Annotated in this window: 12 protein-coding genes; 3 read left to right on the forward strand and 9 right to left on the reverse strand. The window is 45.3% G+C overall.

All coding sequences use genetic code 11. From position 1 onward, the window contains the following. Positions 1–3: 3 nt before the first annotated feature. The 5 genes from parE to nudF form a co-directional block, all read right to left on the reverse strand. Positions 4–1884 carry a DNA topoisomerase IV subunit B gene (gene parE / locus AB4154_RS13650; protein ID WP_017061428.1) on the reverse strand — a complete coding sequence of 627 codons (1881 nt, stop codon included), beginning with the start codon at positions 1882–1884 and terminating at the stop codon, positions 4–6. A gap of 239 nt (positions 1885–2123) precedes the next feature. Further along, positions 2124–2729, reverse strand: coding sequence for an esterase YqiA (gene yqiA / locus AB4154_RS13655; protein ID WP_017061427.1), 606 nt, complete (start codon positions 2727–2729; stop codon positions 2124–2126). 15 nt (positions 2730–2744) lie between these two features. Next, positions 2745–3569, reverse strand: coding sequence for a 3',5'-cyclic-AMP phosphodiesterase (cpdA, locus tag AB4154_RS13660; RefSeq protein ID WP_372123309.1), 825 nt, complete (start codon positions 3567–3569; stop codon positions 2745–2747). Between the two features lie 59 nt (positions 3570–3628). Beyond that, a complete protein-coding gene (locus AB4154_RS13665) occupies positions 3629–4069 on the reverse strand; it encodes a DUF1249 family protein (protein WP_008222561.1) in 441 nt (146 codons plus the stop codon). Between the two features lie 4 nt (positions 4070–4073). Continuing rightward, positions 4074–4703, reverse strand: a complete 630-nt coding sequence (nudF, locus tag AB4154_RS13670) for an ADP-ribose diphosphatase (protein WP_017061425.1) — start codon at positions 4701–4703, stop codon at positions 4074–4076. 227 nt (positions 4704–4930) lie between these two features. On the opposite strand from nudF, the gene tolC reads away from it, so the two are divergent. Continuing rightward, on the forward strand, positions 4931–6250 hold the full coding sequence (gene tolC / locus AB4154_RS13675) for an outer membrane channel protein TolC (RefSeq protein ID WP_132762217.1): 1320 nt from the start codon (positions 4931–4933) through the stop codon (positions 6248–6250). Positions 6251–6364: 114 nt separating this feature from the next. On the opposite strand, the gene hldE is transcribed toward tolC, so the two are convergent. From hldE to AB4154_RS13690, 3 genes are all read right to left on the reverse strand, one after another. Next, positions 6365–7795: a bifunctional D-glycero-beta-D-manno-heptose-7-phosphate kinase/D-glycero-beta-D-manno-heptose 1-phosphate adenylyltransferase HldE gene (gene hldE / locus AB4154_RS13680; protein ID WP_017069485.1), complete on the reverse strand. Its 1431-nt coding sequence runs from the start codon at positions 7793–7795 to the stop codon at positions 6365–6367. A 121-nt stretch (positions 7796–7916) separates the two neighbouring features. Beyond that, positions 7917–10766: a bifunctional [glutamate--ammonia ligase]-adenylyl-L-tyrosine phosphorylase/[glutamate--ammonia-ligase] adenylyltransferase gene (gene glnE / locus AB4154_RS13685; protein ID WP_017062913.1), complete on the reverse strand. Its 2850-nt coding sequence runs from the start codon at positions 10764–10766 to the stop codon at positions 7917–7919. A gap of 225 nt (positions 10767–10991) precedes the next feature. After that, a complete protein-coding gene (locus AB4154_RS13690; RefSeq protein ID WP_017061421.1) occupies positions 10992–12248 on the reverse strand; it encodes a methyl-accepting chemotaxis protein in 1257 nt (418 codons plus the stop codon). A gap of 97 nt (positions 12249–12345) precedes the next feature. On the opposite strand from AB4154_RS13690, the gene AB4154_RS13695 reads away from it, so the two are divergent. Next, positions 12346–13095 carry a potassium channel family protein gene (locus AB4154_RS13695; RefSeq protein WP_102321461.1) on the forward strand — a complete coding sequence of 250 codons (750 nt, stop codon included), beginning with the start codon at positions 12346–12348 and terminating at the stop codon, positions 13093–13095. A gap of 51 nt (positions 13096–13146) precedes the next feature. Here the strand turns inward: AB4154_RS13695 and AB4154_RS13700 are convergent, their stop codons facing one another. After that, positions 13147–14664: an inorganic triphosphatase gene (locus AB4154_RS13700; RefSeq protein WP_102321462.1), complete on the reverse strand. Its 1518-nt coding sequence runs from the start codon at positions 14662–14664 to the stop codon at positions 13147–13149. A gap of 207 nt (positions 14665–14871) precedes the next feature. Between AB4154_RS13700 and AB4154_RS13705 the strand changes: the two genes are divergently transcribed. Next, positions 14872–15552, forward strand: coding sequence for a TIGR00153 family protein (locus AB4154_RS13705; protein ID WP_017069481.1), 681 nt, complete (start codon positions 14872–14874; stop codon positions 15550–15552). Positions 15553–15632 lie beyond the last annotated feature (80 nt).

Consider the following 15632-nt stretch of genomic DNA (forward strand, 5'->3'; position numbering starts at 1 on the left):
CCATTATACCTCGGCCATATCACCGTTAGTCTGTAGCCATGTACGGCGATCATCTGCACGTTTCTTACCAAGCAGCATGTCCATCATCTCGTTGGTTGCTTCGCTGTCATCAATCGTTAACTGCACAAGGCGACGAGTGTTTGGATCCATGGTGGTTTCACGCAACTGAAGTGGGTTCATTTCACCCAGACCTTTGAATCGTTGCACGTTGATCTTGGCTTTCTTCTGCGATAGTCGCTCAAGCACACCGTCTTTCTCTGCGTCATCAAGTGCGTAGAACACTTCTTTACCGCAATCGATACGATACAGAGGAGGCATTGCCACATAGATATGACCCGCTTCAACTAATGCATGGAAATGGCGAGTAAACAAAGCACACAGCAGTGTCGCGATATGAAGACCATCCGAGTCCGCATCGGCAAGGATACAGATCTTACCGTAACGCAGGCCGGATAAATCATCGTTGTCCGGGTCGATGCCTAGAGCCACCGAGATGTCGTGCACTTCTTGCGAAGCCAATACTTGGTCTGCTGACACTTCCCATGTATTTAGGATCTTACCGCGAAGTGGCATAACCGCTTGGAACTCACGATCACGTGCTTGTTTAGCAGAACCACCCGCCGAGTCCCCTTCCACGAAGAAGATTTCGGTACGGCTTAAGTCTTGAACTGAACAGTCAGTTAGCTTACCCGGCAGTGCTGGGCCTGAAGCGATTTTCTTACGCACAACCTTTTTGCTTGCGCGCATACGGCGGTGGGCATTCGCAATACAAGCTTCTGCTAGCTGTTCTGCCAGTTGTGGCTTTTCGTTCAACCACAGGCTAAACGCATCTTTTACCACACCAGACACAAACGCAGCAGTTTGACGTGAAGACAAGCGCTCTTTTGTTTGACCAGCAAACTGCGGATCTTGCATCTTCACCGACAGTACGTACGAACAGCGATCGAAGATATCGTCGCCCGTTAGCTTAACGCCACGCGGCAGCAAATTACGGAATTCACAGAACTCACGCATTGCATCAAGAAGACCTTGGCGAAGACCGTTTACGTGTGTACCACCTTGTTTAGTCGGTACTAAGTTCACGTAACTTTCGGTGATCATGTCGCCGCCTTCTGGCTGCCAGATGATCGCCCAGTTTGCCATTTCTGTTTCAGCAACGAATTCGCCAACATACGGTTCTTCAGGCAGCAAGGTGTAACCTTTCACGCCTTCGGCAAGGTAGTCTTTTAGACCATCTTCATAGAACCATTTATGCTCTTCACCACCGACTTTGTCGATAAAGGTAATTTCTAAACCTGGGCAAAGCACTGCTTTTGCACGTAGGTTGTTAATCAGACGAAGTGTCGAGAATTTAGGGCTATCGAAGTACTTAGGATCAGGCCAGAAATGTACTGATGTACCACTGTTACGATGACCACAAGTGCCCGTCACAGTAAGCTCTGTTACTGCATGACCGCCTTCAAGTGCGATCTCGTGAACCTGACCTTCTCGGCGTACGGTCACCTCAACACGTTTTGACAGCGCGTTTACAACCGAGATACCTACACCGTGCAGACCACCAGAGAACTTATAGTTGTTATTCGAGAATTTACCGCCAGAGTGGAGCTTAGTTAAAATCAGCTCAACACCTGAGATCCCTTTTTCAGGGTGGATATCGACAGGCATACCACGGCCGTCATCGGTAACTTCTAACGATTGGTCTGCATGAAGTACCACTTTGATCTTCTTAGCGTGTCCCGCTAGTGCTTCATCGACCGAGTTATCAATGACTTCTTGGGCAAGGTGGTTAGGTCTTTCTGTCTCGGTATACATTCCCGGGCGGTGTCGCACAGGGTCGAGACCTTCAAGTACCTCGAGGTCTTTTGCATTATATTGTTCAGTCATAATACGGAGTTTACTCAAAAAGTTTGCGTCAGTTCGCTGGCTCCAGTTTCACTAAAGCAGAATCATTACTATGAACCGTCATAGTAGAGCGAACGAGCGAAGTATTGGGGAATATAGTCTGGAAGCTGAGTAATGATGTCAAGCTAGTTCAAAAACTAAGACATCAAACTATGATATTTCACCATTGATAGATGAAATAACAGGCAAACAAGAGAAAATCACTTGGTTGGTGGAACAGATTAAAGATTTAGAAAGGTGATGATTTGTTGTGGGTAGCGTTCAAAATCAACAAAGCTATGATCCCCGCCCTCTTCTACTGTCTGTGTTGCACCTTGGTACTTCTCTACCGCTTGTCGGTAATCCAGAACTTCGTCTTCCGTTTGCTGAAGTAACCAGAAGTCGCTCGGCTTAGCGATAGCCGAAACCTCTAACGCCTTCAGTTCATCAATATGTTTTGTTTCCAGTACATATCGTTCATCTGTGTATGGGTTTACTTGTTCACCTAAATAGTCAGCAAGAAGCTCATACGGCTTCACTGCTGGGTTTACAACCACCGCTTTAAAACCATAGTGGCTATTCAGCCATGTTGAAAGATAGCCACCCAGCGAGCTACCGACCAACGCTATTTGATATTGCTCTTTGTATTGCTCCACCAGCTGCTGTAAATGAAGTGCCGCTTGTTGAGGGAAACTCGGCAGTTGAGGGGTTACGACTTTAATATCAGCGCGATGCTCCGCACAGTAATCTGCCATCACATTCGCTTTATGAGAACGTGATGAGCTGTTAAACCCGTGAATATAGAGAAGCAGCGATGGCTTATTAGCTTGTTGATTAGAGCCTGGCATCAATAACCGCCTTCATTAGTAACCAGCAGCCTTAAAATCAGGCAAGAACTGCCCATGAGGCAGACGACGAACTTGCGTGCTAACGGTACCGTCTTGATGTAATTCAATCTCTCTCCAGCCCGGAGACAAAGTATCAACCGCGAAGTCATCTGAGTTAGGTTTGAATTGCACACAAGTCGACGGTGTTGCCATGACTTGTACACCATGATGATCTCGGTTCATGTCTTGATGAACGTGACCACACAGTACGGCTTTAACATTGGTGTGCTGTTGAACCACATCCCAAAATTGATCGGCGTCTTTTAGGTTATGTTGATCTAACCATGCGCTGCCAACCAACAATGGATGGTGGTGCAATAGAACCAAGGTATTACGTTCAGGGAACTCCGTCAGCTTCTGTTCTAATAGGTCAAGCTGTTGATCGCTGAGGCGACCATGAGGCACACCAACCACCTGCGAGTCTAGCATCACCATCTGCCAGTTATCGCCTAGCAAGACATGCTCAACACACTGTATTTGTGGTGATGGTAAAACACTGCCCATATTAGGCTTAAAGTCATGGTTCCCTGGCAGCCAATAGCATGGCTTTTCCAAAGGCTGAATCCCTGACTCAAATTTCTGGTACGACTCAGCACTGTGATCTTGAGATATATCACCGGTTACTAAAATCGCTTGATAGTCAAAGCCCTGACTAACAATGCCATCGACTACAGCACGAAAGCTATCTTGAGTGTTGATGCTTAATAAGCTGCCATTGCTCGGCGCAAATAAATGCGTGTCCGTTAGCTGCACAAGCTTAATAGTGCTCTCATCAAATTTTGAAGTGTGTGATAATTCCAAAATAACAAATCCAGATACGTTACTGTTTAGACTTTAAAAGTGTTGATAAATAGGCTCAATTAAAAGGCAATTGGGGTTCGGCTGATACCCGTTTTTAAACAAAACGTTAACCATTCCCCAAGAAATTTATTCAATTGAAATTTCTCGTCCTTTTGCAGAAGCTTAGTGTTGGGGTAGTCATATTTCGCTTTGACTCGCGAAAAATCCCCGCTAGCGCACACTTCTGCAACTCGAGCGTCGTGATATAGCCTGACAGACATTTTTGGCAAAGGAAACACTGGCATCGCATCACTCTGACATATATCTATTAATGTGGTGTATTTTGTGACCTCATTCACTGTCAATTGATACACCATATTAACGGCTTGGTAACAGCGAACGTCACCAACCTCATGCCCAACCGGTAACAAAGCGTTCAGTTTGGCATAGTTAGTCTCGTAAACTCGCATCAATTCAGCAAGATCAACATGATACGGTTTTTTGACCGCGATATTTGGCATGACGTTAATCTATCCACTCTGACTGTAATTCTTGGTAGTTCAATTGTAGCCACTGTAGCGCAATGATCGTGGCTCCATTTTCAAATACACCATCTTTTACCAACTGATAAGCAGCTTCGCGACTCATCACTTGTACACGAATGTCTTCACCTTCGTAGTCCAATCCGTGTACCCCTTTGGCTGTCGTTGCATCAACACAGCCAACAAAGACGTCGAGCTTTTCAGAGCAACCACCAGATGAAGGATAATACGAAGTAATAGGCAATACAGATCCGACTTCGACTCCGGCTTCTTCCATTGCTTCACGACGAGCGACGTCTTGTGGCGATTCGTCCGTATCAATGATCCCAGCAACAATTTCGTATTGCCATGGGTTCTCATGCTCTAGGGCTCCGACACGGATCTGTTCGACGATCACCACTTCATCACGCACAGGATCATAAGGTAGCAAAGCGGCAGCATGTCCACGCTCAAACATCTCACGCTCTATTGGTTGGCTCCAGCCTCCCTCAAATAGTCTATGTTTAAATGTGTACTTGACCATTTTGAAAAAACCACGAAACAGCGTCTCTTTTGAGACTATTTCCACATCTTGCGGAGTAAACTCATGTCGTTGATTGTCATACTGTTGCATTTGGTACCTCACTAAGTGATCTTTATAGTTTACTCATTGTCCGAGTTAACTACCAAGGATAAGGTTCAACTTTTTATATAAAATTTATAATTAAAGTTAAGCTTTAAAAAATAAATATTGCACAAGTGGACAGTTAACTGTAAAAAAGTGCAAAGTTTCGAGTAAATTACCACCAAACTGGGTTAAACTCTTCTAAAGAAAATTCCATAAAAGGCAGGAATAGGAAAATGAAAAAACTGCTTCCACTATTTATCAGTGCAGCAATTGGCAGCCTGAGTTCGTCAGCTTTTGCTGATACGCTAGCTGAAGTTTACGACCAAGCAAAACAGAACGACCCACAACTTCTTCGTTCAGCAGCGCAGCGCGATGCCGCTTTTGAAGCAGTAACGTCAAGTCGTAGCTCTTTGTTACCGCAAATCAACCTAACAGCAAACTACGACATTAATCGTGGTGACTATAAAGACGCAAGTAATGACAACAACCAATGGGGTGTTGGAATTGGTTTCAGTCAAGAGCTTTACCAGCGTTCTTCTTGGATCACTCTAGATACGGCAGAGAAAACTGCTCGTCAATCTGATTCAGCTTACGCGGCAGAACAACAAGCTTTGATCCTGCGTGTTGCAACAGCATACTTCGAAGTACTTAGAGCTCAAGATAACCTAGAGTTTGTTCGTGCAGAAAAAGCAGCGGTTGCTCGTCAACTAGAACAAACTAAGCAACGTTTTGAAGTTGGTCTTTCAGCAATCACCGATGTACACGATGCACAAGCTCAGTACGATGGCGTTTTGGCTGATGAAGTTCTTGCAGAGAACGACCTAACGAATAGCTACGAAGGTCTACGTGAGATTACAGGTCAGGAACACTCTAACCTAAGCATCCTAGATACTGATCGTTTCTCAGCAAGCAAATCTTCTGAGTCTGCTGTTGCACTTGTTGAACAAGCAGAACAAAAGAACCTTAGCTTATTGGCTGCACGTATCTCTCAAGACGTAGCAAAAGATAACATCTCTCTAGCAAGCTCTGGCCACCTACCAAGCTTAACGTTAGATGGTAGCTACGGTCTTGCAGAACAGACCGACAGTTCTAACAGCACAAATGATTACGACTCTGACAACCTAAACATCGGTTTGAACTTAGTTGTACCTCTATACACAGGTGGTAACACAACTTCATTGACTAAACAGGCTGAATACAACTACGTTGCAGCAAGTGAAGATCTAGAAGCAACTTACCGTAGCGTTGTAAAAGACGTACGTGCATTCAACAACAACATCAGCGCTTCGATCGGTGCTCTACGCGCTTACGAACAGTCTGTAGTTTCTGCTCAGTCTGCTCTAGAAGCAACAGAAGCTGGTTTTGATGTAGGTACTCGTACTATCGTTGACGTACTAGATTCGACTCGTCGTCTATATGATGCGAACAAAAACCTTTCAGATGCTCGTTACAACTACATCCTAAGTGTACTTCAGCTTCGTCAAGCAGTTGGTACGCTAAGCGAACAAGACATTGTTGATGTAAACGCAGGTCTAAAAGTAGCAAGTAAGTAACTCTTAATTACTCAAGTTACCGTTACAAAAATGCCGCTCATTGAGCGGCATTTTTATTATCGATTAAAGCGAGATTTACTGCCTAACTAAAAGCTTAACGCCAAAAACTAAAAACTAGCCTCGACCACCTTTAATCGCTTTAATGATTTCAGTGGTAGAGCAACCATCTTCAAAGTTAAGTACTTTCACTTCACCACCAGCAGCAATCACTTCCGCACCACCAGCAATCTCTTCAGGCTTGTAATCACCACCTTTCACAAGAATGCTTGGCAGTACCTCAGAGATTAAACGTTGAGGGGTATCTTCAGAGAATGGCACAACCCAATCAACTGCACCTAAGCCAGCCAATACCGCCATACGACGATCAGTTGGGTTCACAGGGCGACCAGGGCCTTTCAAGCGTTTCACTGATTCATCGGTATTTACCGCAACGATCAAACGATCGCCCAGCTCAGCCGCGTGATTCATGTAAGAAACATGACCAGCATGTAGAATATCAAAGCAGCCATTGGTCATAACTACCTTCTCGCCTTTCGCACGAGCACGCTTCACCGCTTCAACCAGTGCCGCTTCTGAGATCACACCGTAGTCTGTGTCTTGACTGCCGTGAATCGCTTCAGCTAGCTCTATCGTGGATAACGTTGACGTACCTAGCTTACCAACAACGACACCAGCTGCAGCGTTCGCTAATGCACACGCCTCATCCAATGGCTTACCAGCTGCAACAGACGCAGCCAGTACTGAGATAACCGTATCACCAGCACCAGTTACGTCGTACACTTCTTTCGCTTGGGTTGGCAAGTGGAATGGTGCCTGACCTTTACGTAATAAAGTCATACCATTTTCACTGCGAGTCACCAATAGAGCTTCAAAGTCATACTTCTCGATCAAGGCAATACCCTTCTCGATAAGATCTTCTTCTGATTTCACTTTACCTGCAACCAGCTCAAACTCTGCCATGTTTGGTGTAAGTAATGTCGCACCACGGTAGCGCTCTAAATCCGCGCCTTTGGGATCGATGAATACAGGAACATTGGCTGCGCGTGCTTTTTGAATGAAGCTCTGTACATGCTCTAATGCACCTTTCGCGTAATCTGACAAGATAACCGAACGTACATTTGGTAGGGCTTGCTCCATGCGAGACAGAATAAGCTCTGGGTTGGTGTTTTCGAATTTGTCTTCAAAATCCAAGCGAATCAACTGCTGACCACGGCTCATCACTCGTAGTTTGGTGATGGTTGGATAGTCTTCTAACTCAACGAAATCACACTTAACCTTCAGAGCACCTAAAGTGCTTTTCAACACCTCAGCAGGCTCATCTTTACCAGTCAAACCAACAACATGAGCATGCCCACCAAGAGAGGCAATGTTCATTGCTACGTTGGCAGCACCACCAGGACGCTCTTCGTTATTTTCTACTTTCACAACGGGGACTGGTGCTTCTGGTGAAATACGGCCAGTTGGGCCATACCAGTAACGGTCAAGCATTACGTCACCGACAATAAGAACACCTGATTGGCTGTAGTCAGGTAGAATTGGTTTCATTGTTGAGCTCCAAAAATCGAATCTGGCTAGAGTCTAGCACACTGATTACAGTGGCTAAACTACAGATAAATGAGTAAAAGCCTATCAAGATAAACATAGCACTCGCTACGCTATGACTGAATTATGCTTCCATCCACTGCTTCCATGCCTGAACAACATGTTCTCTTTCCATTTCGAACTTTTCAATCGCCACATCCGCATCAAGGTTAAGTAGATTACGGTGGTGGATTTCATCCCTTAATGTGGTGTACGCATTGGTCAATGCCATACCTTGTTGCTCGTCCATTATCCCTTGCGACAACAAGCTTTCAAAGATTCTCACATTGTCACACCAACGAGTAAGCTTAGGTTTCTCGTTGCTGTATCTCAGCACTAAGTATTGCGCCAAGAACTCAATATCAGTAATACCGCCCGCATCTTGTTTAAGCATGAATCGATCGGCTTTTTTACCGCCTAAATGGCCACGCATTTTTTCACGCATATCCACAACTGACTTTTTGAGTGTTGCCTCATCTCGTGGCAAGCACAAAACCTCATGCCTAGTTTTGTTAAACGCAGATACCAATAAGTCATCACCGTAAATCATACGAGCACGAGTGAGGGCCTGGTGCTCCCATGTCCACGCGTCATTGTGCTGATACTCGTCAAAGGCATCGGTTGGACTCACCAATAGACCAGATGCACCAGAAGGGCGTAGGCGAGTATCGACTTCGTACAAAATGCCAGAAGCAGTTCTGGTCGAGAAAATATGAATAATACGCTGCGCTAATCTTAAATAGAATTGGCGTCCATCGATCTCTTTCTTTCCATCAGTATAGATGTGTACCGGGCAGTCGTGCATGAACACGATATCAAGATCGGAGTTATAACCAAGCTCCCAACCACCGACTTTGCCATAACCAACGACAGCAAAACCGCGACCTTCGCGATCTTTAACATGGGTCGGTTCACCAAACTTGGCGGATACTTGTAACCAAGCTTGATTGACCCCCGCCTCCACAATGGCTTCTGCTAAGTAGGTCAGGTGATCACTGACCTTCATGACAGGTAGAGCACCCGCAATATCCGCGGCTGCAATTCTCAATATACAGGTCTGCTTAAACTGACGCAGACCTTCCATCTGTTGCTCCATATCATCTTCAGGGATACGGGCTAGATAATCACGCAACTCGGTCTTGTAAGACTCTAAAGGCACGGGATTGTAGAGTTGCTGAGGGTCGATAAGTTCATCTAACAGAATTGGATAACGACCCAACTGCTCCGAAATCATCGGGCTTGCCGTACACAGGCGAACTAGCTGAGTCAACGCGGCAGGGTGTTCATCTAGTAGTTCAAGGTAAGTGGTACGCGTAACGATTTTATGCAGCAGATGCAGTACTCGCGACAAACCAAACTCGGCATCCTTAGCGGTGTACAGCGCTTGAAACACTTTCGGCATCAGTCGATTGAGGACTTCCCGCCCACGAGGGCCAAGAGTCTTTTTAGCCAAATCGGCTTTAAACTGAATGATCGTTTTCGCCGCATCAGGCGGGCTCGCGACCGCAATGTCGTGTTCCAACACGTGCTCAATTACATCGGGTTTATGGGCCATATCCCACAACTCGCTAAAGTGGCTCGCGATCGGATTAGCGTCATCTTCATCAACGCCAATTAGGTCTTCGAACACGGTATGTACATTCGCCATATGGGCGCGAGTTGCCACAATCAAGCTATCCCAATCGGAAAATTGCATGGCAACCGCAAGCTGCAGTTGTTCGAATTCACCGTCAGGTAAGGTTTGAGTTTGCTTATCAGCCATGGCTTGTAACAGGTTCTCAAGGCGACGCAAAAACAGATAAGCTTCACGTAGGTGCCCCACCTCTTCAGACTCTAGCAGATGAAGGGATTCAATCGCACTTAAGGTTTCGAGTAACCCTCGACCGCGTAAGCTAGGCTCGCGTCCACCACGAATCAATTGGAAGACTTGTGCGATAAACTCAACTTCACGAATACCACCAGAGCCAAGCTTGATGTTGTTCGAGAGACCACGACGACGCACTTCGCTGCTGATCATAGACTTCATTCGGCGCAGAGATTGAATCGCACTAAAATCAATATAACGGCGGAACACAAACGGGCGTAGCATTTGGCGAAGCTCTTGATACTCAGGGTACATCTCACTGCCCATCACACGCGCTTTGACCATAGCGTAGCGTTCCCAATCGCGACCTTGTTCTTGATAGTAATCTTCTAGCGCAGCGTAACTCATGACCAGTGGACCACTCTCACCGAATGGACGCAGGCGCATGTCTACTCGATAACAGAATCCATCGAAGGTTTGCTGATCAAGCGCCTTAATAATACGTTGCCCGAGACGTGTAAAGAACTGCGCATTGGCAATGCTGCGTCTTGCACCTTGGGTTTCACCATTCTCTGGGTAGGTGAAGATCAGATCGATATCGGAAGAGAAGTTAAGCTCACCGCCCCCTAGCTTGCCCATACCAATGATCAACATCGGCTGTGCTTCGCCTTGTTCATTACAAGGTGTGCCCCACTCTTTACAACAAATATCGTACTGCCATTGGTAGGTTTCGAAGATCATCGCCTCAGCCAACATCGATAGATGATTTAGGCTCTGCTCTAGCTCCCACGAACCCATAAAATCACGCCAAGCAATGTAGGTCATTTCTCGATTTCGGAATTGACGCAGCACGCGCTGACCGCTCATTTCATCGGTGCAACTAGAAAGTAATTCAGCCAAGCGTTCTCGGTATCCTTCAGCGCGTTCTTCGCATGCCAACATATTAGGTAAGTCACCACATAAAACCGTATCACGCTGCAGGCAATCACCAATAAAACAGCTTAAACCGAGTACACGTTTAAGATCTTCAGTCAGTGGCTCAGACCAAGTATTGATGGCTTCACTTTGATGCTCTAATAATTGCTCAAAAGCAGACTGGGAGTGAGTGATGAGTTGAGAAGGCAATGGCATGTTTCTTCCTTGTATAAGCTGCGCGCCGAACAATCGGTTTATCGATTCAGTTCTTCAATAACGAGTTTTCATAACTAAAGATAAGTTATACCAAAGTTACGCCAATAAAAAACGCCCACATTAGCAATGTGGGCGTTTTATCGATTAACTTATCTGGTTGAGCTTACAACCGAGAAACAGTCTCTGGGAATTAGCCTTTGACGGATGAAGATTGGGTGCTGAGGACTAAACCTTAAATTGCTTAATCTTACCGTCGAGTTCTTGCGCGTTACTTTCCATAAGCTGAGAGGTCTCGAGCAGTTCACCAACCACCACAACTGAAGCTTCAACAAGCTCGCGTACATTGGTCAGGTTGACGCTCATCTCTTCAGCAACACTGCTCTGTTGGCCTGCAGCGGTCGCGATCTGGAAGTTCATATCATTGATTTGATTGACTTGGCTTACAATGCCGTCAAGCTCACTTCCCGCGTTAGTCACCAGATCAACACCTTCAGCCGCTTCAACAACACTCTTCTCCATCAGTTCTACCGCAGAGTTAGCGCTGCTTTGTAGATGACTGATCATGTCTTGAATCTCTACCGTCGCTTGCTGAGTGCGCTGTGCAAGGTTACGAACCTCATCAGCAACAACCGCAAAACCACGACCCGCTTCACCGGCACGTGCCGCTTCAATTGCAGCGTTCAATGCTAGTAGGTTTGTCTGTTCTGAAATGCCTTGGATAGTACCAACCACACTGCCAATTGAGTCAACGCGTTCTTCTACTTGGTTTACCGCTGCTGCAGATGCTGCGATATCTGAAGATAGCTCACTCATCTTAGACACTGATCCTTGAACGAACTTCTGACCAGTAAGAGCTTGGCCTGATGCCTGTTCAGTCAATGACGAAGCGCTTTGTGCATGCTCAGCGACAGTTTGCACCGTCGACGTCATCTCACTCATTGCTGTTGCCAGTTGATCGATCTCGTTGAACTCTTCTTGAGCTGACTCTTTGGTTTCAGACATGCTGATGGTCATCACTTCCGTCAGAGCAAACAGCTCATCAGAAGAGGCCACCTGAGTTTTGATCATGTCGTTCAGTTGGACGCGAGTTTTTTCAAGTTCGCGTGCCACATCGCCGTATTCATCTTTACAGTCCATTTGAATCGGCACTGATAAGTTCTTATCTGCCATGGTTTTAATGGCGTCATTAAGGTATTGAGTCTGGCGCAGCATAACGCGCGCCGCTGCTAACAGAAGAACCACAAACACAATGATCATCAAGGCTGTTTGCCAAGCCACTTGAACTAGGTAAGTCTCGTAATGCTGTTGTGCGACTTGCGCATTGTTCGTTACAGCAAGCAATGAATCGTAAAACGTACTTGCGTCCCATAGCTGCTTCGAAATGATCAAGATAGTGCTGAATATCATCAACATGACCATTTTTGGAACGAGACGAACGTCAGAGATTACCCTTTCCCACGGCTTGAATGACAGTTTAGTCATTGTCAGTTCTCCATTAATTCTTATATATTGATGGCTTCTATATCCGCGAGGTGGCTATGTCAGTCAAAGTTCGCGATTTATTTTGAGCCTCGTATGAATGTTGAATAATACCAAAGACGCCACCAAGCCGATGAGCTTATTGTCACTGATTCTCTCTTTCTTAGCGTTATTTGTGATCTCAGGCTTATTGTTCGTACCGATCGATAAAGAATCGAAACAAGTCCTTATCGGCCTCGATTTTATAATCTGTAGTGTTTTTCTTTTTCAGCTCACAATTGATCTATTTAGATCACAAAACAAAAAAGAATTTCTAAAAGTACACTGGATCGATTTCTTAGCAAGTATCCCAATGATCGAGCCTCTTCGTTTCGCCCGTATTTTTCAAATTCTGCGAGTCATCTTAGTTCTGCGTTCAAGTAAACGTATTTTCAGAGAGTTATTTCGTAATAGGAAAGAGACCACTTTCGCTTCCATCATTCTGCTTTTGGTGATCTTACTGACTATCGGTGCTGGCACGATCCTGCTATTGGAACACAAAGATCCGAACGCCAACATCACTACAGGTCATGATGCTTTATGGTGGGCGTTTGTGACCATCAGTACTGTGGGTTATGGCGACCATTACCCAGTGACAACTTCCGGTCAGTTAGTGGCTTCAATGGTGATCATCTGTGGTGTCGGTGTGTTTGGTATGATTTCAGGCTTGATTACTTCTTTGATCACCTCCCCAACTCATCATGAGAATCAACGAGCGGAAAACAAAGAGAAACACCTTGAGAAGATCATCGAGCAGCAACAGAAAATCTTAGAGCGACTCGAAAAACTTGAGCAACAAACAAAAAAATAGGGCCGGAGCCCTATTTTCAAATTCATACTTCTATTGATACAGGTATCGAGTTTAGTCTTGCCAGTATGGCTCAACCTCAACACTGATTTGGCGTGTCTGTTCCATCGCATGCAGAATGGACACTTCTTGACGAGCTAACCAACGCTCTAGCTGAAGCTTCTCATCGCCTTCCAGCTTCTCAGTCAAAGGCTCTAATGTTTTAAGTGCCAGCAAGTCATCAATGCCTTGCACCATATCGGCCCAAGGTAAACGGAAACTGTTTCGTTCATCGTCATCATACAAACTCGCGAAACCAACGCCAGAATACAGATTACGCATCAAACGGTATTGCTGATCAATATACGCTTGGCTGGTCATCACTCGCTCTGGCGGGAAAGCTTCCATCAAATCGGCCCATGTGCGATCGAGTTGCTGCACGGAAAACCATTCGATACCACGAGCCATTTGCTCACGTGCTTTTTCATCTAAGAAAGGTTGCCAGCCACGAGACAAGATCCAACGGCTCAGATCTAATAATAACCCAGTGTATCGAGCAGAACTCAGCAAGGTAAGCAGATCTTCACGATCTGGCAGTTGCTCTTGCATCTCTTTAAGCTCAGCGACTAAGAACTTACGCGCATCGAGTTTACGTAGTACATGGCCTTTATCTTCCAGCAAGTCTTCGAAGTGATCATAGCTTTTCAGCCAGTCGAGCTCTTGCTCAAGCCACTTCAACTCTTGACGTAAAATCGCACTTGCTCGTCTAGGGACAATGCCGCCATAAATGGTGAAAGTCTGGCGGATAAAGCTCAGTGAATGACTGATCTCATGTAGCGCTTCAATCGATTGACGCTCAGTGAAAATCTGCTCGTGATAGTGCCAATGAGCGAGAGCATGCTCTAAAGATTGAATAAAACACGATTCAACGGTATCACTTTTGTCAGTATCAACTAAGGTCAAAGGAGTAACTTCATCTCCTTGATAACCTTGAGCAAGACGGTAACCCTTAGCTGCTTTACTTAGGTTACCCAAACGCATGCCACCTTGTTCGCAGAATTGGCGAGACAATGTAAATAGCGCATCCGTTTGACCGGATTTAAGTTCCAATTCGACTTCGCAAATCGGTTCTTGCAGGTCGCCTGATTCAACAAAGCCTTGATCGAATGCGACCTCGACTTGGCTACCATCAGGCATACCAATCAACCACTGCTCACGCGTGAAGTTGGTAGAGAACAGAGGAGTCAGCTCAGCTTGCAACGTTTCGATGTCTTTACCTGTTGGCCAGATATCCTCTGGGTGCAGGGCTAGCTTAGGTTCGTTGCTGTCGTGTTCTGCATTGTATTCAGGCCTTTGATGCAGGCCAGCAACCACACGACCAGCAGTCTTTACGGTTTGTACAAATACGTCATCAAAGCGTCGAATGCGTAAGCCTGTATCGTGCTTACGTAGCCAGTTGTCAGCGGTGTCAAAGTAGATGTTACCTAGCTCACGACAACTGTGCTGAAGTACTTTAGTTTCAGCAATTTTATTGCGTAAAGTCTCTGAAAATTCAGGAGAAACAAAAAACTTCAGTTCTATCTCGGTTTCCATAGTTATACCTTTCTGTGAAGATAGGGACAGGATATTGCCAATTTGAAAAGTCGGCAAGTCAGAAATATCGCCCTTATGATGATCTAAAACAGTTTTAATGAGAGATTGATTAGGTTAACATGCGCGACTTTGTAGCCATCGCTTAACATTTCACCATGAATATGGTGTATGTTGTTTTAAGGTTATTATTTATTAGGTTGGATGACCATGCCAGTAAATACAATTATGGGGTTATTTGCAAAGTCCCCAATTAAACCTTTGCAGCGTCACGTAGTATGCGTGAACGAATGTTGTTCTCACCTAGTTAATTTTTTTGAAGTTTCTTCAAAAGGTAACTGGGAAAAAGCATCAGAAATTCGAGCTCAAATTTCTCACCTTGAGAAAGAAGCTGACGTACTAAAACGTGAAATTCGCCTTAAACTTCCTCGTGGTTTGTTTATGCCAGTTGATCGCACCGATATGTTGGAGCTATTAACGCAACAAGACAAACTCGCAAACCTAGCGAAAGACATTGCTGGCCGTGTATATGGTCGTCAACTTGTCATTCCTGCTCCTATGCAAGAAAACTTCATCGCTTACGTTAAACGTTGTCTAGATGCAGCGAACCAAGCACAAAACGTAATCAATGAATTAGACGAATTACTTGAGACTGGCTTTAAAGGCCGTGAAGTAACACTCGTTGCCGAAATGATTCATCAATTAGATGTAATTGAAGATGACACGGATGCGATGCAGATCGAACTACGCCAACAACTAATGGCAATTGAAGGCGATCTGAATCCAGTTGATATCATGTTCTTATACAAAATTCTTGAATGGGTTGGTGGTATTGCAGATCAAGCACAGCGTGTAGGCGCTCGTCTTGAAGTAATGCTTTCTCGATCTTAAATCATACGTTAACCATATAACGAAGAGCATTTTTTGAACAAACCACTTATGCGCTGAGTATTCCTCTCGCTGAGCGGTTT

The organism is Vibrio sp. 10N.286.51.B11 (assembly GCF_041469245.1).
GTDB classification, from domain to species: domain Bacteria; phylum Pseudomonadota; class Gammaproteobacteria; order Enterobacterales; family Vibrionaceae; genus Vibrio; species Vibrio crassostreae_C.